This window comes from Gemmobacter lanyuensis (assembly GCF_014652355.1).
In the GTDB taxonomy this organism is placed as follows: Bacteria; Pseudomonadota; Alphaproteobacteria; order Rhodobacterales; family Rhodobacteraceae; genus Gemmobacter; species Gemmobacter lanyuensis.
In genome coordinates this window covers 52,308-76,737 of the sequence record NZ_BMYQ01000002.1, presented here as the reverse complement: position 1 = coordinate 76,737, position 24,430 = coordinate 52,308, and the positions used below count along the sequence as shown (strand labels likewise).

At 65.3% G+C, this 24,430-nt stretch carries 20 protein-coding genes and 1 riboswitch; of the genes, 8 read left to right on the top strand and 12 right to left on the bottom strand.

Annotation, left to right across the window (positions count from 1 at the left end):
- Positions 1-3: 3 nt before the first annotated feature.
- Both IE101_RS05435 and glpD read right to left on the bottom strand, forming a co-directional pair.
- Positions 4-1,095 (bottom strand): ABC transporter ATP-binding protein, encoded by a 1,092-nt coding sequence (locus tag IE101_RS05435; protein WP_189632805.1) that lies wholly within the window; start codon positions 1,093-1,095, stop codon positions 4-6.
- A 10-nt stretch (positions 1,096-1,105) separates the two neighbouring features.
- Positions 1,106-2,668, bottom strand: coding sequence for a glycerol-3-phosphate dehydrogenase (gene glpD, locus IE101_RS05430; RefSeq protein WP_189633103.1), 1,563 nt, complete (start codon positions 2,666-2,668; stop codon positions 1,106-1,108).
- 332 nt (positions 2,669-3,000) lie between these two features.
- Positions 3,001-3,130, top strand: a riboswitch (FMN riboswitch).
- A 79-nt stretch (positions 3,131-3,209) separates the two neighbouring features.
- Here glpD and IE101_RS05425 point away from each other — a divergent pair.
- Complete coding sequence (locus tag IE101_RS05425) at positions 3,210-3,662, top strand: 6,7-dimethyl-8-ribityllumazine synthase (protein ID WP_189632804.1); 453 nt, start codon at positions 3,210-3,212, stop codon at positions 3,660-3,662.
- Here IE101_RS05425 and IE101_RS05420 read toward each other — a convergent pair whose 3' ends face one another.
- The 8 genes from IE101_RS05420 to IE101_RS05385 all read right to left on the bottom strand — a co-directional run bounded on the left by IE101_RS05420 (position 3,663) and on the right by IE101_RS05385 (position 12,997).
- Positions 3,663-5,333, bottom strand: a complete 1,671-nt coding sequence (locus IE101_RS05420; RefSeq protein ID WP_189632803.1) for a glycerol-3-phosphate dehydrogenase/oxidase — start codon at positions 5,331-5,333, stop codon at positions 3,663-3,665. It lies immediately after the preceding gene.
- Positions 5,330-6,097 carry a DeoR/GlpR family DNA-binding transcription regulator gene (locus IE101_RS05415; protein WP_189632802.1) on the bottom strand — a complete coding sequence of 256 codons (768 nt, stop codon included), beginning with the start codon at positions 6,095-6,097 and terminating at the stop codon, positions 5,330-5,332. The genes IE101_RS05420 and IE101_RS05415 overlap by 4 nt, the downstream gene beginning before the upstream one ends.
- Positions 6,094-7,620, bottom strand: a complete 1,527-nt coding sequence (locus tag IE101_RS05410) for an FGGY-family carbohydrate kinase (RefSeq protein WP_189632801.1) — start codon at positions 7,618-7,620, stop codon at positions 6,094-6,096. The genes IE101_RS05415 and IE101_RS05410 overlap by 4 nt, the downstream gene beginning before the upstream one ends.
- 73 nt (positions 7,621-7,693) lie before the next feature.
- Positions 7,694-8,551 (bottom strand): DeoR/GlpR family DNA-binding transcription regulator, encoded by an 858-nt coding sequence (locus IE101_RS05405; protein WP_189632800.1) that lies wholly within the window; start codon positions 8,549-8,551, stop codon positions 7,694-7,696.
- A gap of 126 nt (positions 8,552-8,677) precedes the next feature.
- Positions 8,678-9,625 (bottom strand): D-ribose ABC transporter substrate-binding protein, encoded by a 948-nt coding sequence (locus tag IE101_RS05400; protein WP_189632799.1) that lies wholly within the window; start codon positions 9,623-9,625, stop codon positions 8,678-8,680.
- Between the two features lie 103 nt (positions 9,626-9,728).
- Entirely contained in the window at positions 9,729-10,775 is a 1,047-nt protein-coding gene (locus tag IE101_RS05395; RefSeq protein ID WP_189632798.1) for an ABC transporter permease, read from the bottom strand.
- A 27-nt stretch (positions 10,776-10,802) separates the two neighbouring features.
- The gene (locus IE101_RS05390) at positions 10,803-12,344 is read right to left on the bottom strand and encodes a sugar ABC transporter ATP-binding protein (RefSeq protein ID WP_189632797.1); all 1,542 of its coding nucleotides are present in this window, start codon (positions 12,342-12,344) and stop codon (positions 10,803-10,805) included.
- Complete coding sequence (locus tag IE101_RS05385) at positions 12,341-12,997, bottom strand: DUF2291 family protein (protein WP_189632796.1); 657 nt, start codon at positions 12,995-12,997, stop codon at positions 12,341-12,343. The genes IE101_RS05390 and IE101_RS05385 overlap by 4 nt, the downstream gene beginning before the upstream one ends.
- A 738-nt stretch (positions 12,998-13,735) precedes the next feature.
- Here IE101_RS05385 and IE101_RS05380 point away from each other — a divergent pair.
- Genes IE101_RS05380 through IE101_RS05360 form a run of 5 tightly spaced genes read left to right on the top strand, consistent with a single transcriptional unit; the run spans position 13,736 to position 19,955 of the window.
- Positions 13,736-15,325 carry an FGGY-family carbohydrate kinase gene (locus IE101_RS05380; RefSeq protein WP_189632795.1) on the top strand — a complete coding sequence of 530 codons (1,590 nt, stop codon included), beginning with the start codon at positions 13,736-13,738 and terminating at the stop codon, positions 15,323-15,325.
- 11 nt (positions 15,326-15,336) lie between these two features.
- The gene (locus IE101_RS05375; protein WP_229804027.1) at positions 15,337-16,848 is read left to right on the top strand and encodes a glycerol-3-phosphate dehydrogenase; all 1,512 of its coding nucleotides are present in this window, start codon (positions 15,337-15,339) and stop codon (positions 16,846-16,848) included.
- Between the two features lie 7 nt (positions 16,849-16,855).
- A complete protein-coding gene (locus tag IE101_RS05370) occupies positions 16,856-17,788 on the top strand; it encodes a sugar phosphate isomerase/epimerase family protein (protein ID WP_189632794.1) in 933 nt (310 codons plus the stop codon).
- A 48-nt stretch (positions 17,789-17,836) separates the two neighbouring features.
- Positions 17,837-18,985: an iron-containing alcohol dehydrogenase gene (locus tag IE101_RS05365; protein WP_189632793.1), complete on the top strand. Its 1,149-nt coding sequence runs from the start codon at positions 17,837-17,839 to the stop codon at positions 18,983-18,985.
- 16 nt (positions 18,986-19,001) lie between these two features.
- Positions 19,002-19,955, top strand: a complete 954-nt coding sequence (locus IE101_RS05360; RefSeq protein ID WP_189632792.1) for a sugar-binding transcriptional regulator — start codon at positions 19,002-19,004, stop codon at positions 19,953-19,955.
- A gap of 99 nt (positions 19,956-20,054) precedes the next feature.
- Here the strand turns inward: IE101_RS05360 and fsa are convergent, their stop codons facing one another.
- Positions 20,055-20,708, bottom strand: a complete 654-nt coding sequence (gene fsa, locus IE101_RS05355) for a fructose-6-phosphate aldolase (RefSeq protein ID WP_189632791.1) — start codon at positions 20,706-20,708, stop codon at positions 20,055-20,057.
- Between the two features lie 11 nt (positions 20,709-20,719).
- Positions 20,720-22,738, bottom strand: coding sequence for a transketolase (gene tkt / locus IE101_RS05350; RefSeq protein ID WP_189632790.1), 2,019 nt, complete (start codon positions 22,736-22,738; stop codon positions 20,720-20,722).
- A gap of 146 nt (positions 22,739-22,884) precedes the next feature.
- Between tkt and IE101_RS05345 the strand changes: the two genes are divergently transcribed.
- Together IE101_RS05345 and IE101_RS05340 are read left to right on the top strand one after the other, a co-directional pair.
- Positions 22,885-23,649: a DeoR/GlpR family DNA-binding transcription regulator gene (locus tag IE101_RS05345; RefSeq protein ID WP_189632789.1), complete on the top strand. Its 765-nt coding sequence runs from the start codon at positions 22,885-22,887 to the stop codon at positions 23,647-23,649.
- A gap of 3 nt (positions 23,650-23,652) precedes the next feature.
- Positions 23,653-24,420, top strand: coding sequence for a triose-phosphate isomerase (locus IE101_RS05340; RefSeq protein ID WP_189632788.1), 768 nt, complete (start codon positions 23,653-23,655; stop codon positions 24,418-24,420).
- Positions 24,421-24,430 lie beyond the last annotated feature (10 nt).

Sequence of the window (24,430 nt, the reverse complement as noted above, 5' to 3'; positions counted from 1 at the left end):
CCCTTACGCCGCGAAGGCATAGGAGGCCGGCGCTGCAAGGCGCCCGTCCTCGGTGAACAGGTAGACGAACTGCGGGTCAAGCGCGACGGTCAGGCCCTGACCGCGGGTCAGGGCGTGGACGCCATGCACCAGCCCGACCCACTGATCGGCCCCGTGCGTCAGATGAAGAAAGGTTTCCGACCCCGTAATTTCCGTGCCGCGCAGCGTGCAGGCAAATTCCACCGCGCGCCCCTGATGATGGCCCGCAATCTCCAGATGGTTGGGGCGGAAGCCCGCGATGTAGCGGCCATCGGCCAGCGCCGCGAAGGCACCATCGGCCGGGGCGTTCACCCCTTCGCCAAAGGACAGGCGGTGGCCCTGCTTCACCACGGGCAGGAAATTCATCGGCGGGTCCGAGAAGACGCGTGCGGTGATCTGATCCCGCGGCTGGCGGTAGACCTGCGCCGTCGGCCCGAATTGGGTGATCCGGCCCTCCCATAGTGTCGCGGTATGGCCACCCAGCAGCAGCGCCTCTTCGGGTTCGGTGGTGGCATAGACGAAGATCGCGCCCGACGCCTCGAAGATCTTGGGGATTTCGACCCGCAGCTCTTCGCGCAGCTTGTAATCAAGGTTGGCCAGAGGCTCATCCAGCAGCACCAGACCCGCGCCCTTGACCAGCGCCCGCGCCAGCGCACATCGCTGTTGCTGCCCGCCTGAAAGCTCCAGCGGTTTGCGGTCCAGCAGCGGCGTCAGCTTCATCATCTCGGCCGCGTCCTTTACGGCGCGGTCGATTTCAGTCTTGCTCTGCCCCATCAGCCGCAGGGGCGATGCGATGTTGTCATAGACCGTCATCGCCGGGTAGTTGATGAATTGCTGATAGACCATGGCAACCTTGCGGTCCTGAACCCGCTGCCCGGTGACATCCTGCCCGTCCCAGAAGATCCGGCCCGAGGTGGGCCGGTCCAGCCCCGCCATCAGCCGCATCAATGAGGTCTTGCCCGACAGCGTCGGCCCCAGCAGCACATTCATGGTGCCCTTGGTCAGTGTCAGGTCGGTAGGGTGGATATGCACCCGGCCCCCAACCATGCTGGACACTGATTTCAGTTCAAGCGTCATGTCCTCTCCCTCATTCCGCAACCGGGGCGGGCTGCGCGCGCTCGGTCATGTAGATGTCCAGCGCGGCGATCTGTTCCGTCGTCAGCCTCAAGCCCAGTTTGGTGCGCCGCCAGACCACATCTTCGGCCCGGCGCGCCCATTCCCGGGTCATCAGCCAGTTTACTTCCGCCTCGGTCAGCGTGGCGCCGAAGCTCTGTCCAAGATCCTCTGCCATCCGAGCATTGCCGAGAATGTCACGCGCTTCCAGTCCGTAGTGGCGAACCATCCGCTCGGCCCATTGCGGACCGAGAAACGGATAGCTTGCCGCCAGATCCCGGATGACCTGCGCCGTCGCGTCGGGCGCGAATCCGCCCCCCGGCAGCGTGACCCCGGCGGTCCATTTGCCGCGCAGGCCGGGGAAATAGGGCGCCAGCTTTTCCATCGCGCTTTCCGCCAGCCGCCGATAGGTGGTGATCTTGCCGCCAAAGACATTCAGCAGCGGCACCCCGCCCGTGGCATCGACCGACAGCACATAGTCGCGCGTTGCCGCCGTGGCCGATTTCGCCCCGTCATTGTAAAGCGGCCGCACCCCCGAATAGGTCCAGACAATATCCTGCCGGGTCACGGGCTTGGCGAAGTATTTCGAGGCGAAGGCGCAAAGGTAATCCTGCTCGGCCTCGGTGCAATGCACGTCTGACGGGGCGGCCTTATGGTCCTGGTCCGTGGTGCCGATCAGGGTGAAGTCCTGCTCGTAGGGAATGGCAAAGATGATGCGCCCGTCTTCGCCCTGGAAGAAATAGCAGCGGTCGTGATCATAGAGCTTGCGCGTCACGATATGGCTGCCGCGCACCAGCCGCACCCCTTCGGTGGAATTCAGGCGGATCGTGTTGCGAATCACGTCTTCGACCCAGGGGCCGCCCGCATTGACCAGACCCCGCGACCAGTGATCGGCCCGGCCCTCCGGCCCCTCGGTGACGATGTGCCAAAGCCCGTTTTCCCGCGCCGCCGAGACGACCTTGGTGCCCACCAGAACCCGCGCGCCGCGCGCTTCGGCATCACGGGCGTTTAGCACCACAAGCCGGGCGTCCTGCACCCAGCAGTCGGAATATTCATAGGCAAAGCCGAATTTCGGGTTCAACGGCGCCCCGGCAGCGTCTTCGCGCAGGTTCACTGTCCGCGTTCCCGGCAGGATCTTCCGCCCGCCCAGATTGTCGTAAAGGAACAGCCCCAGACGGATCAGCCAGGCCGGGCGGCGCCCCTTCATCCAGGGCATGACAAAGGACAAGAGGCGCGAGGTCGGCGTATCGCTTTCGAACCGCATGGCCGGGTGCCACGGCAGCACGAAGCGCATTGGCCAGCTGATATGGGGCATGGCCCGCAGCAGCGTTTCGCGTTCTTCCAGGGCCTCGCGCACCAGCCGGAATTCGAAGAATTCAAGGTAGCGCAGGCCGCCGTGGAACAGCTTGGTCGAGGCCGAGGATGTCGCCTGTGCCAGATCGCCCATTTCTGCCAGCGTGACCGACAGGCCGCGCCCGGCGGCGTCGCGGGCAATGCCGCAGCCGTTGATCCCGCCGCCAATGATGAACAGGTCCATCGGCCCGTTGTCGGGTGCTGTTGAAGTCACAGCCGCGCCTCCCCTCGCTATGGGCTTTAGAAAAGCGCGTTTTGAGAGGCCTTGTCAAAAGGAAAAATTCGTTTTTGCGCGTTTATCCGATAATTCGCGCATAAATCGCGCATCAATGGGGTTTTTCGCAGGTGCAGCGAAAGGATTTGTCGCTAACACGCGCGGCGAAAGCGGCCAAAGCGCGCCGTCAGGCATGGGCGCGGGGGAACGGCTTTCCGTAAACGCGGATGCAAAGAGGGGAATCTTGTCGCCCGAATGTCGCAATTGGGCATGGCAAGCGGGTACGGAACAGGCTACCTCTGGTGCGTTCTCAGGGCGGGGTGCAATTCCCCACCGGCGGTGACAGCCCGCGAGCGCCTTCGAAACCGAAGGGTCAGCAGATCCGGTGAAACTCCGGGGCCGACGGTATAGTCCGGATGAAAGAGGACCGCGGACGAGCCACCCTGAACGGGGCGGCCCGGCTGTGGGGAATGCTCTGGGACCTGACGCAATGCAAACGGAAGGTTCCGAAATGTCGAACACCACCAAGACCCCCCGCATCGCCTTTATCAAGGCACGTTGGCACGCCGATATCGTCGATCGTGCCCATGAAGGTTTCCTGGCCGAAGCTGCCAAGCTGCTGCCCGGTGCCACGGTTGATGCCTATGACGTGCCCGGCGCGTTCGAAATGCCGCTGCTGGCGAAGAAACTGGCCCAGAGCGGCGGTTATGACGCCGTGGTCGCGGCCGCGCTTGTCGTTGATGGCGGCATCTATCGCCATGATTTCGTGGCCGCAGCCGTGGTCAACGGCCTGATGCAGGCCCAGATGGAAACCGGCGTTCCGGTGTTTTCGGTGTCACTGACGCCGCACAACTTCCAGCCGGTCGAGGCGCTGATCACCTTCTACCGTGACCATTTCGTCAAAAAGGGCGCCGAGGCGGCGGAAGCCGTGCGTCAGGTTCTGGCGCTCCAGCTTCCGGCCTGATCAGCCTGACCGTCCGAGGCGAAGCCGGTGGCGAGACACCAGCTTGGCCTCGGTCTTGGCCAATTCGCGGGCGCGGCGGGGTTCATCCCAATGTAGCGCCCGCGCGCAGATTTGCGAGATGACCTCAAGGTCGCGCCCGCTCAGCCGTCCGGTCAGGGCCAGCGCGGTGCGGCGCATCACCAGATCCTCCAGATGCACCACCTGTTCATTCCGTGCGATCCAGTCGAGTTCGGCATGGGAATGGTCGGGCGCATCCTGCAGCCGCGCCGGGGCGCTGATCGCCTCTTGCGCGAGGATCAGTCGGGCGGTGGTGCCGTAACGGTCGAGCAGCGCCCCCACCCGCGCGGGGCTGGCACCTGTCGCCTCGGAAACGGCCGTGATCCAGCGACGGCGCGCGTCTTCGGTTGTCGGAAAATCGCGGCCCCCCCCGATGGGCAGGCCCGTGGTGGCGACGCGCCGCGCCTGCCCAAGCCGGGACAGGATGGTATCGCCCACCTCTTCCGCAAAGCCGCGGAAGGTCGTCCACTTCCCCCCGACAAGCGCGATGATGGGCCAGGGGCGCAGGCCCTCGCCCTCGATCACCGGGGCGGAATGGTCGCGGCTGATCAGCCCCGGCGCGGTTCCGTCCGAGGCGGGCAGGGGCCGGATCCCCGCATAGGCATAGACGATCTGACTGCGATCAAAGCTCAGCCCCGGCAGCAGGCCGCGTAGGCTTTGCAGGAAATAGTCGATCTCGTCATCTTCGCAGCGCACGGAATCGGGGTCGGCGGCGCGGGTGTCGGTCGATCCGACCAGCGCCCGGCCCAGATGGTCAAAGACCAGACAGATGCGCCCGTCATCCGCCTCGAAGTAGATCATCCGGCCGTTCAGCGCGGCAATAAGTTCGGGGTGATCCAGCAGGATATGCGACCCCTTGGTCCCCCCGATCAGGCGCGACGGCGCGCCCAGCAGCGTATTCACCTTGTCGATCCAGGGACCGGCTGCATTGACGACGATCCGCGGCGCCACAGCGAATTCCGCGCCATCGGGGCCGCAGAACTGCACCTCGCCGGCCTTGGCCCCCAGCAATTCGCAATGATTGCGCGCCTCGGACCCGGGGCTGGCGGCGATGCCGTCCTGCAACAGCTCCAGCACCAGACGTTCGGGGTGGCTGACCTTTGCGTCGTAATAGGTGCCGGCTGCCACGATGCGCGGGGTCAGCGGCGGGATCTCGGTCAGCGCGCGCTTGCGCGACCACAGCGCATGGCGCGGCATCACCCGATGGCGGGCGCCGTAGAAATCATAAAGCCCGAGGCCGATCTTGATCAGCACCGCGCCCCGGCTGCGCGGGGCGGTGGTGCTGCCCAAGAGCGTCCGCAGCGCCGCCGGAATCCCCTTCAGCCAAGAGAAGATCGGGATCACGGTGGACAGCGGCTTGACGGCATGGGGCGCGTTCTTCAGCAGCAGATTGCGTTCCAGCGTCGATTGCGCGACCAGCCGGAATTCGCCCGTCTCCAGATATTTGATGCCGCCGTGGATCAGGCGCGAGGGCGCGGCGCTGGTGCCGCTGCCGAAATCGGCCTTGTCCACGATCAGGCACCGCAGCCCCTGTTCGCAGAGGTCGCGGAACAGGCCCGCCCCGTTGATCCCCGCGCCGAGGATGAGAACGTCGAAATCTTGGGTCTGGGTCATGCGAGGGTCACGATCTTCAGGCGCACGCCAGCCGAAATCAGCTGTTGCGCGGTCTCGGGGGGGAGGCCGTCATCGGTATAGACGGCGTCGAAATCGGTCAGATCGGCAAAGAGGTGCAGGGCCACCTTGCCGAATTTGGAACTGTCCACCAGCAGCACACGGCGGCTTGCGGCGCGGTGCATCGCCTGTTTCACGCGCACCACCTGCGGGTCCTGGATCAGCGCCGCCGTGCCGCTGATGGCGGAAGCGGAACAGATCAGCAGATTGACCCGCAGCTGCGCCAGCAGGGTTTCGCACAGATGCCCGATGAAGGCGTGATAGGTCGGGTGGTAATCGCCACCCAGCGCGATCAGGTGCAGATCATCGGCCCCGGCCAGCGCTTGTAGCGCGGTCAGGCTGTTGGTCGCCACCGTCAGCGGGCCGCGATCCGCCAGCAGCGGGGCCAGCGCATTGACCGTGGTGGAATCGTCCAGCGCGATGACCTGCCCGGCCGCAACTTCGGCCAGCGCGGCGCGGGCCAGCGCCTGTTTGGCCGGGGCGTTGCGCGTTTCGCGGAAGCGGAACAGGCTTTCATAGACCCCGCTCGGCTGGGCGCTGACCGCGCCATGCAGTTTCCGCAGCACGCCTTGGCGGGCCAGCTCCTCGACATGGCGATGGATGGTCATGCGCGACACGCCGAAGGCTGCGACCAGATCGTCGATCCGCGCCTCGCCTCGCTGGGTCACATAGGCCGCGATGTCGTCGCGGCGGCGGTCTGCGGTCATGGCTGGCGCCCCTGTGCCAGCCCTTCGATCCGCGGCCAGAGCGGGGCAAGCTGCGCCGAAACCTCGCAATGTAGGGCGTAGCGGTCCTGCATCTCGGCGCTGCGGACGGGATCGGGGGTGAAAACCTGGTCCAGCGCTGCCAGATCGCGCGGGTCATGCCGGGGGCTGGCAAACAGCCCCACGCCTGCCCCCGCACAGAGCGCGGCACCCCAAGCTGCGGCCTCTTCCGTGGCGCTGACGGTGACGGGCATGCCCAGCACATCGGCGAACAGGCGGGCAAAGGCCGGGTTGCGGGAAATGCCGCCCGTCAGGCGGGCCTCATCGGGGGCAAATCCGTCGCGGAGCGCATCGACATGAACCCTGTGGTTGAAGGCGATCCCCTCAAGCACCGCGCGCAGCAGATCGCCGCGGCCATGCCAGCCGCGCAGGCCCAGAAAGCCCGCGCTGGCCATCGCGCCGTGGGGCGAGCCGAAGAGATAGGGGTGAAACAGCAGCGTCGAGGGCCGGGCAAGGGCGGCGTCGATCTCGGGGGCGATGCGGGTATGGATCGACTGGCCCGCGGCTTCGGCCTCTGCCCGGTCGTTCCCCATGAGATTGTCGAGAAACCAGTCGTAATTCGTGGCCGAGGCGGGCGAGATCGCCATGCTGTTCCATTCGCCCGCACGGATGCCATTGCGGCAGAACCAGCGCGCATCGACCTTTGGCGCGAAAGAGACGGTTTCATTGATCGAATAGGTGCCGGCGACAATGGCAACCGTGCCCTTCCGGTGCCCCCCGATCCCGAGGGCCGAGGCCGTCACATCATGCAGCCCCGCCACCACCGGCGTGCCGACGGCAAGACCGGTCCGTGCGGCGGCCTCGGTTGTGACATGGCCCACCACGGCATCCGGCGCGCTGACCGGGGGCAGGGCATGGGCCAGATCGCCCAGCCCGAACAACGGCAGGATATCGGGCGCATAGCCCTGGCTTTCCACATCGGTGAAGGAGGTGCTGGCCTCGGTCAGGTCGGTGCCGATCGTTCCGGTCAGGCAAAAGCGCAGCCAGTCCTTGCAGGCGATCACATGGCCGATGCGGGCGAACCGGTCTGGGTCATGCCGCCGGATCCAGCCCAGCAGCGCCGACGGCGCCGAGGCATGGGGCACCTGCCCGGTGCGGGCCAATGCGCGGTCGGCCGTGCCATCGGCCTGCCACTGCGCCACCACCTCGGCTGCGCGACTGTCGAGCGACAGGATCCCCGGCCCCAGCGGGCGTTGGTCGTGGTCCAGCAGATAAAGCCCGTCGCCATGCGCCGTTGCCGCCACCCCCCGGATGTCCGAGGCCGGGCGACCCGAGAGCGTGATCGCCTCGGCAATGGCAGCGGCAGTCGCCTGCCAGAGGCCCGCCATATCGCGTTCGACAAAGCGGGGGGCGGGCATGCTCTGCGCGACGCGCCGCCGTGCTACGGCCAGCACCGCGCCGCTTTCATCAAAGATCACGGCCTTGGTGACGGTCAGGCCATTGTCGATCCCCAGCAGGCTTGGCATCGGGCGCGTCTCCTCCACTTGCGTGAAAGTGAACATCGCATGATGTGAAATTCACATCAATAGATGATAAAAATCAGCCCGCAGCCTGTGTGACCGGCGCCACGATCACCTGCACTCCGCGCGATTGCATTCGCGTGACCACGGCGGCGGGGGTGCCTTCATCCACGATGATGGCGTCGAAATCCTCGAGCGCGACCATGGCATGCAGCGCGCGGCGTTCGAATTTGGTGTGATCGGCCAAGAGGATGCGCCGCGCCGCGCTGTCGAACATCGCGCGCTTGGTTTCGACCATTTCGGGCGATTGGTGAAAGACCATGCCGTCGGTGATGGCCGCGACCGATAAAAAGACGCAATCGGCGCGCATGCGGCGAATCTCGCCCGTGGTCACCGGCCCCATGAAGGCATTGCACCAGTTGTAGAACTGTCCGCCCAGCCCCAGCAGCGTGACATCGCGCATCCCTTTAAGCGCCGACATCAGCGTCAGTGAATTGGTGATCGCGGTCAGCGGCACGCGGGTCGCCAGATGGGGGACCATCTGCAAGACCGTGGTGGAATCGTCGAAGAACACCGCCTGGCCGGGTTCCACGAATTGCGCGGCGGCGGCGGCAATGGCGGCCTTTTCGTCTGCCTGCCGGGACGACCGATACACGTCGCTCGATTCAATCAGGCTGGTGGGCGTGGCCGAAACGATGCCGCGCGTTTTCCGCAGCAGACCGCGGCTGACCAGTTCATCCAGATCGCGGTGGGCGGTCATCAGAGAAATGCCGAAGCGTTCGGTCAGATCCTCGATCCGCATGGTGCCTTCGGCCATGACGGCCTCGGCAATCAGCTGGCGGCGCGCCAGCTGGCGTGCATGGCGGCTGTCGCTGGAAACCTGTTCGGCCGCGAGACGTTCCAAAGCGTTTTCAAAGGGAATCTGGGTTGCCGTCATCGCTGCCTCCTGCCCGTTTCGCCTTAGCGCAAAAGCCGCGGTCAAGGCAAAGAACTTCCTGCCGGACAGGCGATACGGGGTCCGGGAAGGGAAGGGGGCGCCGATCTGGCGCCCCCCGAAGTCAGATCATTCCGACAGGGTGAAGGCAGCGGTGTATTTGTCGACATTTTCCTTGGTGATCAGGAGGCAGTCGAACAGCTGCTTTTCGGTTGCGGCGCCGGTCGCGCCAGTCTTGATGAAGCTGTCGGCCTGTTTCACGGCTTCGGCCGAGAAGACGGCGACGGGCTGCAGCACGGTGTATTGCATTTCACCCGCCTTGATCGCCTCGACCGCGTCCGGCGAACCGTCAAAGCCACCAACCTTGACCGCATCCAGCTTGCCCGCCTCTTTCAGCGCCGCGATGGCACCCAGGGCCATTTCGTCGTTGCCGGCGATCAGGCCGGTGATGTCGGGGTTCGCCTGCAGCAGCGACTGGGTCTTCTGGTAGCCTTGGGTGCGGTCCCAGTTGGCGACTTCCTTGCCGACCTTTTCCAGATCCGGGTATTGGGTGATCACGGTTTCATAGCCGTTCGAGCGGGTCGCGGCATTGTTGTCGGCCGGGTTGCCGAAGAGTTCGACATATTTGCCCGATTCACCGACCATCGAAACCCAAGTCTCGGCGCCAAGGGCGGCACCCTGGGCGTTGTTCGACACGAGCTGCGCCTTGGCCAGACCTTCCTGGTTGATTTCGGCGTTCACCAGGAACACCGGGATGCCTGCATCAACGGCCTTCTTCACCGCACCGATCGACCCGTCGGCATTGGCCGGGTCCAGAATGATGGCGACGGATTTGTTGGTGATCGCGGTGTCGACCAGGGTGCTTTCGGCATTGGTGTCGCCCTTGTGGGCGGCGACATTGGCCGAATAGCCCATGCTTTCGGCAGTGGCCTTGGCGACTTCGCCTTCGGTGAACCAGTAGGGGTTGGCCGGGTCGTTCACGATGATCGAGATCAGGCCCTCGGCCGAGGCGGCGCCAGCCATCAGCGGCATTGCGGCGACAGCACCCAGCAGCAGGCGACGGGTCATTTTCATCATTGGTCTCTCTCCCTTGGGGTTGGTAGTTTGTTGCCGTTTTTGGCAAGGCTTTCCGCGGGGCCCCGTCCTCTGGCAGGACCCGCGCGAGAAGGTCGTTCCGGGATCAGCCCTTGCGGGCGCCTTTCCCGTATTGGATCGAGTTCATCAGCACGGCGAGCACGATGACCGCGCCGGTAAAGACGGTCTGCCAGTAGGACGACACGCCGATGATCACGAGGCCGTCGGACAGAAAGCCGATCACGAAGGCCCCCAGCATGGTGCCCCGCACCGTGCCGCGCCCGCCGGTCAGCGCCGCCCCGCCGATGACAACTGCGGCAATCGCGGTCAGTTCATAGGTGGTGCCGGCGGTCGGCCCGGCCGAGGTCAGCTGCGACGACAGCACCAGACCCGCGATGGCCGACAGGATGCCCGAGAGCGTATAGACCGTGATCTGCACGCGCTTGACCGGCACGCCCGACAGATCAGCCGCGCGCGCATTGCCGCCCGAGGCATAGAGCCAGCGCCCGAAGGCCGAACGGCTGAGCATCAGGCCCGCCAGAATGGCCAGCGTCGCCAGCACCAGAACCGAGATCGGCACCCCCGCAAGGCGGTTGAAGCCCAGCCAGTCAAAGCCGGTGTTGCCCAGTTCGGGGCGGCCCGAAAGGTTGTTGTAGGTCAGCCCGTTGGTCATCAGCAGGCCCACACCGCGCGCCACATACATCACGCCCAGCGTGGCGACGAAGGCAGGCACCTTGAACCAGGCGATCAGCACCCCGTTCACCGCCCCGACCAGCGCGCCCAGCGTGCAGGTCAGCACAACCACGGCCCAGACCGGCGGATAGAGGATGACGCCCATGGCCTCAATCTCGATCCCCTGCATCATGGCCCCGGCCATGACCCCGGACAGCGCAAGGATCGAGCCGACCGAGAGGTCGATCCCCCCGTTCAGGATCACCAGCAGCATCCCGATGGCAAGGATGCCATAGATTGCCACATGGCTGGCCATGATCAGGAAGTTCGACACCGTGAAGTAGTTCGGCGACAGGAAGGAAAAGACGGCGATAATGACGATCAGCGCAAAGAAGGCGCGGCCTTCCAGCAGAAGTCGGCCGATGCTGAAGCCGCCAGCGCCCTTGGCTGCGGCAGTGCGGGAGGCGGTTGTATCCGACATGGGTCTGGGCTCCGTAAGCTTGATCCGTCAGGCGGCCACGGACTCGCCCGAGGCGGCCATGATCTTTTCCTTGGAGACGGTTGAATCGAATTCGGCCGAGATGCGGCCCTTGTGCATGACGATGATCCGGTGGGCGATCGACAGGCATTCGCCCACTTCCGAGGTCGAATAGACGACCGCGAGGCCCTCTTTCGCGCGTTCGGCCAAAAGCCTGAACACCTCGGCCTTGGCGCCGATGTCGATGCCGCGTGACGGTTCATCCAGCATGATGACGCGGGGATTGGTCGCCAGCATCTTGCCGATCACCACCTTTTGCTGGTTCCCCCCTGAAAGCGACCCGATGGCGGCAGCGCCCCCCGAGGTCTTGACCGTGACCTTGCGGATGGTCTGGTCGATCAGGTCCTGTTCGGCGCGTTTCTGCGTGAACAGACCCTTGGTGAAGTTCATGATCGAGGCGAGCGAGAGGTTCTGGCCCACGCTCATCGTCTGGACCAGGCCGTCGCGCTGGCGGTCTTCCGGCACGAGAGCAAGGCCCCGGGCGATGCGTTCCGCGATCGTCAGATGCGAAACCTCATGCCCTTCCAGCACTATCTGGCCGCGACCGGCGCGCAGGCGGCCGGCCACGGTTTCCAGAAGCTCGGTCCGCCCCGCGCCCATCAGGCCGTAGATGCAGACGATCTCGCCGGCCTTCACATCCAGCGACAGGCGGTCCACCACGTTGAAGGCGCCCCCGGCCGGGTCCGGCACGGTCAGATCGCGCACCGACAGCGCCGTGTCGCCAAAGGCATAGCCGGTGGGCGGGCTGCCCAGATCATAGTTTTCGCCCACCATGTTCCGCACGATCCATTCCAGATCGATGTCCGCGCGCGGCGCATAGGCGGTCATATTGCCGTCGCGCAGCACCACGGCGTGATCCGTGATCTGCAGCGCCTCTTCGAGGTGGTGCGAGATGTAAACGATGCTCACCCCTTTCGAGGTCAGGTCGCGGATCACCTTGAACAGCACCTCGACCTCGGTCGCGGACAGGGCGCTGGTCGGTTCGTCCATGATCAGGATGCGGCTGTCCACCGACAGCGCGCGCGCGATTTCCACGATCTGCTGCTGGCCCAGGCGCAGCTCTTCGACCGGGGTCAGCGGGTCGATGTCTTCCTCAAGCTCGGCCATCAACCTGCGAACCTGACGTTCTTCCTCGGCGAAATTGACGCCGGTGGGGCCGGTGATCTCGCGCCCCATGAAGATATTGTCACGCACGCTGAGGTTTGGCGCGAGCGAGAGTTCCTGGTGGATGATCGAAATCCCGCGGTCGCGCGCCTCGGTCGAGGATTGGAAGCTGACCGGCTGACCATCCAGGATGATCTGCCCGGTCGTAGGCTGGATCACGCCCGACAGGATCTTCATCAGCGTGGATTTGCCCGCGCCGTTTTCACCGAACAGGGTGGTGACCTGCCCGCGATGGATGTCGAAGTTCACGCCCTTGAGCGCATGGATATTGCCATAGGATTTGGCCACGTTGCGGGCGGCCAGAACCACCTCGCGCAGATCGGGTTTGGGGGTGGGGGTGTCGTTCATTTCACGGTGACCCGGACAGGGGTGATCATCCAGTTCTTCGGGTTCACAAGGCGGAAGGCGCCCGTCACCTCGATGGTCTTGCCGGTCAGATTGGCGGTGTCGATCCCGTCCAGAACCGCCGCCTTCATGGCGCGGTTGATGGCCGATCCGGCATCCTGATATTCGATCTGGTTCTTGAAGGCGCCGAAGGCGATATCGCCGGGCGCATCGCGCAGGTCAGTGCCGTTGATGGCGGGGCCGGTCTGGACCCGGACGCGGATATCGGCGGGCATCCCCTCAACCGCCAGCGTATAGACCCCGGATTTGCCTTCGCCCACCACGCCGGTCACCCGAACCATCATGATGGCCCCGGTGGATGAGGCGGTGCCGTATTTCTGTGCGGCGGCCACCTTGTCTGCCATGACCTCGGGGGCGATGGTCACGCCGTCCACCGCGCGTTCCTCGACCACGGCCTGAATGCGCGGGAATTCGGTCTGGCCATAGGTGTCGGGCGCGAAAGCCTGTTGGCGCACATCGGATTCGGACCCGATGTGAACGACGGTCGTATCAAGCGCGATGCCGCCCAGCACCACCGCGCCCAGGCAGACGGCGGCGATCAGGCCGCGACGGGGCGATGCGGGGGCTTTCGGGACGGGGGCGGGGCTGGTGGTCATGTGCGGCCTCGGAATTCTGCTGAAACGGGGTCGGAGGAAGGGCCGCGGGCGCAGGGCACCCGTGCCGCAATCAGGCGCGATGCGCCTTGGGATGGGTGGGTGTGCCACCGGATGCGGCGGTCTGCCTGAACATGAGCTGTATCTCCCCTCCTGCGTGGCGGCTGCGACGGATCTCCTCATCCCTTCGCGGCGCCTGTCTGCCTTGAGCAGTCTGATGTGTTATATACGTGTTATAAACTCAGTCAAGCATGTTATCTATGGTGGGCGGCTTTTGCGGGTTTGCCTTGATTCCCTTCGGGTTTTCTGGCGTCGCCGCGGGGGGTGCTAGGGCCTGCCGCTAAGGCGCTGATTCTTTCGCGTCTGCGGCGGAATTATGCTGCATGTGCAGCGGATGTGTGTCGTTAGTGCCGGATTTATAACAGTTTTTGCCCCGAGTTGCTCCACGCCCCCACCGCCTTGGCGCGCTTGGTGGTCAGAGCGGTTTTCGGCCCGGATTGGCCGTGGTCCCCTAGTTCTGTGTCTTGACAGCTTCCAGCTTAACTGAAATAAATTGCGTTGTCCGTAAAAAAATACACTATCCGGGATAGGATTGTGATATAAGTTATCACGCGGTGTGGGTGGCGCCGGACGGGGATGTCCGCGCCGGGGTCAGAGGAGGCCCGACACCAGCCGAGGAGGAACCAACGCAATGACCGGTGATCTGGCGGCCCGGGGCCGAGCCTGCGGAAAGGGATGCTGATGTCGGAGAACGATATTCTGATCGGGATCGATTCCGGCACCTCGGTCATCAAGGCGGTGGCCTTTACCCTGTCGGGGCAGCAGATCGACAGTTTCGCGGTGCCGAACCGCTATGCCACCGGGGCTGACGGATCGGCCACGCAGCCCCTGGATCAGACCTGGACCGATTGCGCCGCGGCGCTGCGGGGCCTGGGCGCCCGGGTTGAAAACCTTGCCGCGCGTACGGCGGCCATCGCGGTGACGGCGCAGGGCGATGGCACCTGGCTGGTCGGCGCGGACAATGCGCCGGTCGGCGATGCCTGGCTCTGGCTGGATGCGCGCGCGGCGCCGACAGTGGCCGATCTTGCCGCCGGGCCCGCCAACCGTGCCCGCTTCGAGGCGACGGGGACCGGCCTCAACACCTGCCAGCAGGGCACGCAGATGGCGCATATGGACCGCCATCACCGCGATCTGCTCGACCGGGCCGAGGTGGCCCTGCATTGCAAGGACTGGCTCTACCTTAACCTTACCGGCGTGCGGGCGACCGATCCGTCCGAGGCAAGCTTTACCTTCGGGAATTTCCGCACCCGCCAATATGATGCGGGCGTCATTGATGCGCTCGGGCTGAGCCATCGGCGCGGGCTGCTGCCCGAAATCGTCGACGGCACCATGACCACGCACCCCCTGACCGCCGAAGCCGCGGCCCAGACCGGGCTGCGCGCCGGGACGCCGGTCAGCCTTGGCTATGTGGATATGGTGATGACCGCGCTCGGCGCCGGGGTGCATGGCGGTGCGGTGGGTGATGTGGCCTGTTCGACCGTGGGGTCCACCGGCGTCCACATGCGCGCGGTGCGCTGGCAGGATGTGCATCTGAACGCCGAGGGCACCGGCTATGTCATCTGCCTGCCCGTGCCGGGGGTGGTGACGCAGGTCCAGACCAATATGGCCGCCACGCTGAACATCGACTGGGCGCTTGGCCTTGCCGCCGATGTGCTGCGCGATTTCGGGCAAGAGGTGACACATCGCGATCTTGTCGCGCGGATCGAAGGCTGGCTGGCGCAAAGCCGCCCCGGTCAGATCGCCTATCTGCCCTATATTTCGGACGCGGGTGAACGCGGGCCTTTCGTGAATGCCAAGGCCCGTGCGGGCTTTACCGGCCTGTCGCTCACCCATCGCTACCCCGATGTGCTGCGCGCCGTGGTCGAAGGACTGGGCCATGCGATGCGCGATTGTTACACCGCCATGGGCGCCCTGCCGGGTGAGCTGCGTCTGACGGGCGGGGCCGCAAGGTCGCGCGCGCTGCGGGGCATCCTGTCGGCTGCGATCCATGCGCCTGTCCGCGTCTCGGCCCGGGAAGAGGCCGGGGCTGCAGGCGCTGCGATGATGGCCGCCGTTGCGATCGGAGCTTACCCGGATATGGACGCCTGCATTGCCGAATGGGTCACGCCCCTTCTGGGCGCGACCGAGGCGCCGGACCCGGCGCTGATGGCGGCCTATGACCGCATTTTCCCTGCATTTACCGCCGCACGGCATGGCCTTGTCCCCGCTTGGGATGCGCTGGCCGCCGCGCGCCATGACACGGGGGCTGCCAGCGGCAGCACCCCCGCTTGAAGGAGCAAGACATGACCTCTGAGCCCGGAATGATCGACCTGTTCGTCATCGGTGGTGGGATCAACGGCGCCGGGATTGCCCGCGATGCGGCAGGCCGCGGCCTGTCGGTGGTACTGTGCGAAAAGGATGACCTGGCGCAGGGCACTTCGTCACGGTCGGGCAAGCTGGTGCATGGGGGCCTGCGCTATCTGGAATACTACGAATTCCGCCTCGTGCGCGAGGCGCTGATCGAACGCGAAGTCCTGCTGAACGCCGCGCCGCATATCATCTGGCCCATGCGCTTCGTGCTGCCCCACAGCCCGCAGGATCGGCCTGCCTGGCTCGTCCGGCTTGGCCTCTTTCTCTATGACCATCTGGGTGGGCGCAAGAAACTGCCCGGCACCCGCACGCTCGACCTGCGCCGCGATCCCGAAGGGGCCGCGATCCTCGATCAATACACCCGGGGCTTCGAATATTCCGACTGCTGGGTGGATGATGCCCGGCTGGTGGTGCTGAACGCCGTTGATGCCGCCGAACGCGGGGCCGAAGTTCTGACCCGGTCGGCCGCCACTTCGGCCCGGCGCGAAGACGGCGCCTGGACCATCACTACCCGGAACGAGACGACGGGCGAGACGCGCCGCTTCCGCGCGCGCTGCATCGTGAATTGCGCCGGGCCTTGGGTGTCGGACGTGATCGGCCGGGTTGCCGGGTCGAATTCGGCGCGCAATGTGCGCTTGGTCAAGGGCAGCCATATCATCGTGCCGAAATGGTGGACCGGGTCGAACGCCTATCTGGTGCAGAACCATGACAAGCGGGTGATCTTCATCAACCCCTATGAGGGCGACAAGGCGCTGATCGGCACGACCGACATTTCATATGAAGGCCGGGCCGAGGATGTGCAGGCCGACGAAAGCGAAATCGAATACCTGCTGGCCGCCGTGAACCGCTATTTCAAGGAAAAGCTGCGCCGGTCCGATGTGCTGCACAGTTTTTCGGGTGTGCGGCCGCTGTTTGATGATGGCAAGGGCAACCCCTCGGCCGTGACGCGCGACTATGTGTTCGATCTGGATGAAACCGGGGGGGCGCCGCTGCTGAACGTCTTTGGCGGCAAGATCACCACCTTCCGCGAACTGGCCGAACGCGGGATGCACCGCCTGACTGGAATTTTCCCGAAGATGGGTGGCGACTGGACCGAGAAAGCCCCGCTGCCCGGCGGCGAAATGCCGAATGCAGATTATGAGAGCTTTGCCAACAGCTTGCGCGACGCCTACCCTTGGATGCCGCGCCCGCTGGTGCAGCATTACGGGCGCCTTTACGGCGCGCGCACCAAGGATGTGGTGAAAGGGGCGCAATCCCTCGCCGATCTGGGGCGGCATTTCGGCGGTCAGCTTTATGAGGCCGAGGCCCGCTATCTGGTGGCGAAGGAATGGGCGCAACGGCCGGATGACATCTTGTATCGCCGCACGAAACACTATCTCCACCTGACCGAGGCCGAGCGCGCCGCTTTCGCCGACTGGTTTGAAGACGCCCGCCTTGCCGCCTGAGGTTCCCATGGCCCTGACACTCTCGCTCAATACCAATCCGTTGGTGAACCGCTTTGCCGATCCGGATGATCTGATCGACACCGTGGCGCGCGATCTGCGGATCCGCGACCTGCAGCTGACGCATGAATTCATCAACCCAAGCTGGCCTGCCCCCGTCATCCGCCGTCTGACCCGGCAGATGGGCGCGGCGCTGGCCCGCACCGGGGTGCGCGTGACCAGCGGCATGACCGGGCCTTATGGGCGGCTCAATCACTTTGGCCACCCGGATCGGGATGTGCGGCGCTATTATGTGGATTGGTTCAAGACCTTTGCCGATATCACCGCCGATCTGGGGGGCAGCTCGGTCGGGACGCAATTCGCGATCTTCACCTATCGGGATTACGACCATCCGCAGCGGCGTGAGGATCTGATCCGCATTGCCATCGACTGCTGGGCCGAAGTGGCCGAACATGCCAAGGCGGCGGGCCTGTCCTATGTGTTCTGGGAACCGATGAGCGTGGGCCGCGAATTCGGTGAAACCATCGCCGAGGCCATGGCCCTGCAAGATCGTCTGACGGCGGCAAACATGGCCGTGCCGATGTGGATGATGGCCGACATCGACCATGGCGATGTGACCAGCCCCAACCCCGATGATACCGATCCCTATGCCTGGGCGCGGGCGGTGCCGAAGGTCAGCCCGATCATCCATATCAAGCAATCCATGATGGACAAATCCGGCCATCGTCCCTTTACCGCCGCGTTCAACGCCAAGGGCAGCATCCAGCCCGAACCGCTGCTTGCCGCCTTTGCCGAAGGTGGCGCGGTCGATAACGAAATCTGTCTGGAACTATCCTTCAAGGAGCGTGAGCCGAACGACCGCCAGGTCATCGCGCAGATTGCCGAAAGCGTGGCCTTCTGGGCGCCGCATATCGACAGCGGCGTGCAAAACCTCAATATCTGATCCGTGGCGGGGCATCCCGCCCCTGTCCCTTGTCTTCGGAGTGTTGTCATGTCTGCCAGCGCCTTTTCCTTCCTGACAGCCACCGAGATTCTGTTTGGTCGGGGGCAGGCAGCGCAGGCTCCGGCGCGGGTGGCGGCTCTTGGCCGTGAGGTGCTGCTGGTGCAGGGGCGCAACCCTGACCGCAGCGAGGCGCTGGCCCAGGCGCTGATCGCGGCGGGGTGCCGGGTCACGCGTCTGCCGGTGGTGGCGGAACCCGACATGCCGATGATCGAGGCCGGGGTCGCCGAGGCGCGCGCGGCCGGGGTGCAGGTTGTGGTGGCACTTGGGGGCGGGGCGGTGATCGATGCGGGCAAGGCGATTGCCGCGCTGGTCCCCGCGACGCGGCCCATGCTGGACCATCTTGAGGTCGTGGGGAAGGGTCTGCCGCTGGATCAGGCGCCGCTGCCCTTTGTGGCCCTGCCCACCACGGCCGGAACAGGGGCCGAGGTTACGCGCAACGCGGTGATCGGCGTGCCGGAACATCGCCGCAAGGTCAGCCTGCGGGATGCGCGCATGTTGCCGCGGTTGGCCATCGTCGATCCGGCGCTGACGGATCTTTGTCCGCGGGGGATCACGCTGGCCTCGGGGCTGGATGCGATCACGCAGGTGATAGAACCCTATGTCTGCACCCGTGCCAATCCGCTGACCGACGCGCTGTGCCGCGATGCGATCCCGCGCGGTCTGGCCGCGCTCAAGCGCCTGATGCAGGGGGAAGACCCTGCCGCGCGGGATGAGATGGCCTGGGTCAGCCTGTGTGGCGGCCTTGCGCTGGCCAATGCGGGCCTCGGAGCCGTGCATGGCCTTGCCGGCCCGCTGGGGGGGCTGACGGGGGCCGCGCATGGGGCTATCTGCGGTGTGCTGCTGCCGCCGGTGCTGCGCGCCAATCGCGCGGCGGTGACGGATGCGGCGCTGGCCGGGCGGCTGGATCAGGTGCTTGGCTGGATCGGGCAGGCCTTCGGCGTTGGCCCGGATGCGGCGGTGGATGCGCTGACCCGCTGGGCGCGCGACTGCGGCCTGCCGACCCTTTCCGCGCTGGGGATTGATGCTGCCGCACAGACCGCCGCGGCCGAGGCGGCGGCGAGCTCTTCTTCCATGAAGGCCAATCCGGTGCCCCTGTCGGTGGTCGATCTGGTCGCCGTGCAACAGGCCGCGGGCTGATCGGGGGATTGGCATCATGGCTCCGCGCTATACCGATATCGACCCCGAGGAATCCCTCTCGATCCGCGCGGCCTGGCTGCATTACGCGGGCGGACTGACGCAGGCCGCTGTGGCCAAACGGCTTGGCCTTCCCTCGGTCAAGGCGCACCGGCTGATTGCGCGGGCGGTGGCGGATGGGGTGGTGAAAGTGTCCATCGACGGGGCCATCGTCGAATGTGCCATGCTGGAGGACCAGATCTGCGCGCGCTATGGCCTCGATTTCTGCGAGGTGGCGCCCGATCTGGGGGAAGAAGATCTGCCCCTGCGCGCGCTCGGCCTTGCCGGGGCGGGCTTTCTGCGGCGCGAGATCGACCGGGGCGACCACCGCACCATCGGGCTGGGCCATGGCCGCACCTTGGCGGCGGCGGTGCAGCAGATGGCGCGGGTGGACGCGGCGGGGGTGCGGTTCGTGTCGCTTCTGGGGGGGCTCACGCGGAATTACGCGGCCAACCCGCATGACGTGATGCACAAGCTGGCGGAAAAGACCGGGGCGCAGGCCTATGTGATGCCGGTGCCGTTCTTTGCCAATTCCGCCGAAGACCGCGAGGTGCTGCTGGCCCAGCGGGGGGTGCGTGAAGTCTTTGAAATGTCGAACAATGCCGGGTTGAAGATCGTCGGGATCGGCACGGCAGATGATGGGGCGCAGCTTGTCGCCTCGGGGATGATCGAACCGCGCGAGATTGCAGAGATCACCGCCACCGGCGGCGTGGGCGAAATGCTCGGCCATTTCTTTGACGCGCGGGGCCGGGTGCTGGAAACCACGCTCACCGCCCGCACGCTTGCCGTGGATCTGGATGGCCCGCGCGATAGTCAGATCGTTGCCATCGCCGGGGGGCCCGACAAAAGCCACGCCATCCGCGCCGTGCTGATGAGCGGGCGGTTAAAGGGCCTGATCACCGATGAACCCACGGCCCGCGCCCTGATGGTTTAGGCAAGGCCGCGCCTGTCTTGCAGAAAAGTGCCGGAGGGCAGGGGAGGACCGCCCCCCGGCAGGGTCCCCGGCCTGGGAAGGGCCGGGGTGGGAGGCGCATTAAAGGATGGATTGCCCGGTCTTGGCCCAGTCCTTGGCGAACTGTTCCAACCCCTTGTCGGTCAGGACATGGGCGGCCAACCCCTTGATCACGGCGGCAGGCACGGTGGCCACATCGGCCCCGGCCAGCGCGGCTTCCTTCACATGGTTGGCAGTCCGCACAGATGCCGCAAGGATTTGTGTTTCAAAACCGTAATTGTCATAGATCTGGCGGATGTCGCGGATCAGATCCATCCCATCCAGGTTGATGTCATCCAGCCGCCCCACGAAGGGCGAGATATAGGTCGCCCCCGCCTTGGCCGCCAAAAGCGCTTGGTTGGCGGTGAAGCAGAGCGTCACATTGGTCTGGATGCCCTTGGCGGCGAAATGCCGGCAGGCGCGCAGACCATCAAGCGTGAGCGGCAGCTTGATCACCACATTCGGGGCGATCTGCGCCAGATGTTCACCCTCGGCGACCATGCCGGGAAAGTCGAGCGCGGCGACCTCGGCCGAAACCGGCCCATCAACCAGCGCCGCAATCTCGGCGATGACCTCTTTGAAATCCCGGCCGGATTTGGCGATCAGGCTGGGGTTGGTGGTGACCCCGTCCAGAAGGCCATAGTCATGCAGCTCGCGGATTTCAGCGATAACGGCGGTATCTGCAAAGAATTTCATGGGGGCGATCCTTACTTGCCCGTCAGCGTCAGGGCGCGGGCGATGATGGCTTCGGCGGTGATGCCGAATTCCTGATACAGCCGTTCCGCCGGGGCCGAGGCGCCAAAGCCCGGCATCCCGATCACGTCCTGTTCCGAGGCGACGTAACGGGTCCAGCCGAACTTGCCCGCGGCCTCGACCGCGATGCGCGGGGCATTGCCCAGCACCTCGGCGCGATAGGACTCGGGCTGCGCTTCGAACAGCTCCCACGAGGGCATGGAGACGACAGCCACGGCAAGGCCACGGGCCTGCAGCGCCTCGGCCGCGGTGACGGCAAGGGCGACCTCGGTCCCGGTGGCGATCAGCGTCACATCGCGGCCCGTGCCGAACTGACGGATGACATAGGCACCCCGGGCGGTCAGGTTCTCGGCCCCGGCTGCCAGCCGCAGCTGCGGCACATCCTGCCGCGACAGCGCCAGAAGCGAGGGCGTGCTGCGGCTGCGGATGGCGATATCCCAGGCCTCCAACGTTTCGACCGTATCGGCAGGGCGGAACACCATGAGATTGGGAATCGCACGGAGCGAGGCCAGATGCTCGATCGGCTGGTGCGTCGGCCCGTCTTCACCCAGGCCGATGCTGTCATGCGTCATCACATAGACCGTGCCCAGCCCCATCAGCGCCGAAAGGCGGATTGCATTGCGGCAGTAATCGGAAAAGACCATGAAGGTGCCGCCATAGGGCAGGAATCCGCCATGCAGGCAAAGCCCGTTCATCGCCGCTGCCATGGCGAATTCGCGCACGCCATAGCCGATGTAGCGGCCCGGAACATCGCGCGTGTATTGCAGGTCCACCGCCGGGACGCGGGTCAGGTTCGACCCGGTCAGGTCTGCCGAACCGCCAATCATCTCGGGCAGGGCGGGTGCCAGTGCTTCAAGCGCCATCTGGCTGGCCTTGCGGGTGGCGGCCTTTTTCGGCGCGGCAAACAGGGCATCGCGCGCGGCCTGCACCGCGGCGTCATAGGCCGCGGGCAGCGTGCCGTTGATGCGCCGGGTGAATTCGGCGCGGCGGTCGGGGGTCTGGGCGGCAAGGCGGGCCTCCCATGCCGCGCGGTCGGCTTGCCCGCGGGCGCCTGCCGCCTGCCAAGCCGCGCGCAGATCCTGCGGGATTTCAAACGGCCCATGCGGCCAGCCCAGCGTGGCCTTGGTCGCCTCGGCCTCGGTCGCGCCAAGAGGGGCGCCATGCACCGCATAGCTGCCGGCCTTGTTGGGCGAGCCGAAGCCGATCACGGTTTTCAGCGCAATCAGCGAGGGACGCGCGTTTTCGGCGCGCGCGGCGGTCAGGCAGGCATCCACGGCCCGCCCGTCATGCCCGTCGCAGGATTGCACATGCCAGCCGCAGGCGGCAAAGCGGGCGGGGATATCCTCGCTGAACGAAACCGAGGTCGGCCCGTCGATGGTGATGGAATTGTCGTCATAAAGCACGATCAGCTTCGACAGACCCAGATGCCCCGCGAGGCTGATCGCCTCTTGCCCGATGCCTTCTTGCAGGCAGCCGTCACCGACAAAAACATAGGTGTGGTGATCCACCAGATCGGTGCCGAATTCCGCCGCCAGCCGTCGTTCCGCCAAGGCCATGCCCACCGCCGTGGCGATGCCTTGACCCAGCGGGCCGGTGGTGGTTTCCACCCCCTTCGCGTGGCCATATTCCGGGTGCCCCGCGGTGATCGCACCCCATTGGCGGAAATTGCGGATCTGTTCCAACGTCATGTCGGCATAGCCGGTCAGATGGAGCAGGCTGTAGAGCAGCATCGAGGCATGGCCATTCGACAGCACGAAACGGTCGCGGTCGGGCCAGTCGGGCTGGCTGGCATCGAACTTCAGATGCTTGCGGAACAGCACCGTCGTCGCATCCGCCATGCCCATGGGCGCGCCGGGGTGGCCGGATTTCGACGCCTCGACCGCATCGATGGTCAGCGCGCGGATGCAATTCGCGAGGGCAAAGTTTTCGGGGTCCAATGCGGATTTCGCCGCGACAAAGGCCTGTTGGGACATGGGGGAATCCTCCTTTGTGATTTTGCTATGTGAAATTGTGAGATATCACAACATAAAATAACAAAGTCACAAAAATGTTGTTGTTTCATTTCGGGAAGATGTTAAAAGCAGGCTCGAAGACCGTTGGCCCGGTCTAGGAGAGAGCAATGAAGCGGGAAGAGCGCCGTCAGGCGATCATGGATCTGCTGGTGGAAAAGCGCGCGGTCGAGCTGGACGATCTGGCCGAACGCTTTGCTGTCTCGAAAATGACAATTCACCGCGATCTGGATGATCTTGAGGCCGAAGGCGTGCTGCGCAAGGTGCGTGGTGGCGCCACGATCGAGGCCGGCACCCAGTTCGAAAGCGATTTCCGCATCCGCGCCCGTCAGGACGGCGAGGCCAAGGCCCGCATGGCCCGCGCCGCGCTGGAGTTGGTTGAACCCGGCATGACCGTGATGATCAATGACGGGTCGATGGCGGCGCTGCTCGGCTCGGCCCTTGTGGACAAGCGGCCGCTGACGGTGATCACCAACAACGCGGCGGTGATCGACGATCTGAAGGACGAACCCGGCATCACGCTGATTGCGCTGGGGGGGGTCTTCAACGCCAAGTTCAACGCCTTTTTCGGGGTGGTGACGGAACATGCGCTGGGGCGGCTGCGGGCCGATCTGGCCTTCATCTCGGCCCCGGCGGTGTCGGGGCTGCAGGCTTTCCATATGGAAGATGCCATTGTGCATACCAAGCGGGCGATGATGGCGGCGGCGACGCGGTCCTGCCTGCTGATCAACCATGCCCGGTTCGGGCGGACGGCGCTGCATGTGCTGTCGGACCTGACCGATTTCGACACCATCATCACCGATGATGCCCCCGCCCCCGAGGAACGCGCGGCGATGGACCGGGCGGGCATCATCCTGACCATTGCAAAGGACTGACGCATGAGCGACCCGCATGTCTGGATCGGCACCAGCTGGAAGATGAACAAGACCCTGGCCGAGGCACGCGCCTTTGCCGAAGGTCTGATCGCCTCTGAAGCCGCGCGCGACCCGCGCATCCAGCGTTTCATCGTGCCCCCCTTCACCGCCGTGCGCGAGGTCAAGGCCATGCTGGCCGATACCAGCGTCAAGGTCGGCGCGCAGAACATGCATTGGGCCGATGAAGGTGCCTGGACGGGTGAGGTGTCGCCCGTGATGCTGCGCGACTGCAACCTCGATCTGGTCGAGCTGGGCCATTCGGAGCGCCGCGAATTCTTTGGGGAAACCGATGAAACCGTCGGTCTGAAGACCGAGGCTGCGGTGCGCCACGGCCTGACCCCGCTGATCTGCATCGGCGAGACGCTGGCCGAACGCGAGGCCGGGCGCGCGCAAGAGGTGCTTGAGGCGCAGGTGCGCGGCGCGCTGTCGAAACTTTCGGCCGAACAGAAGGGCGCGACGATCCTTCTGGCCTATGAACCCGTCTGGGCCATCGGGGTGAACGGGATTCCCGCGACCTCGGATTACGCCGATGCCCGTCAGGCTGAAATCATCGCTGTGGCGCAGGACGTTCTGGGCCGCCGCATCCCCTGTCTTTACGGTGGTTCGGTCAATCCGGGCAACTGCGAGGAACTGATCACCTGCCCGCATATCGACGGGCTGTTCATTGGCCGTTCGGCCTGGAATGTCGCGGGATACCTCGACATTCTGGCCAAATGCGCCGCCAAGCTGTGAAGGAGACATC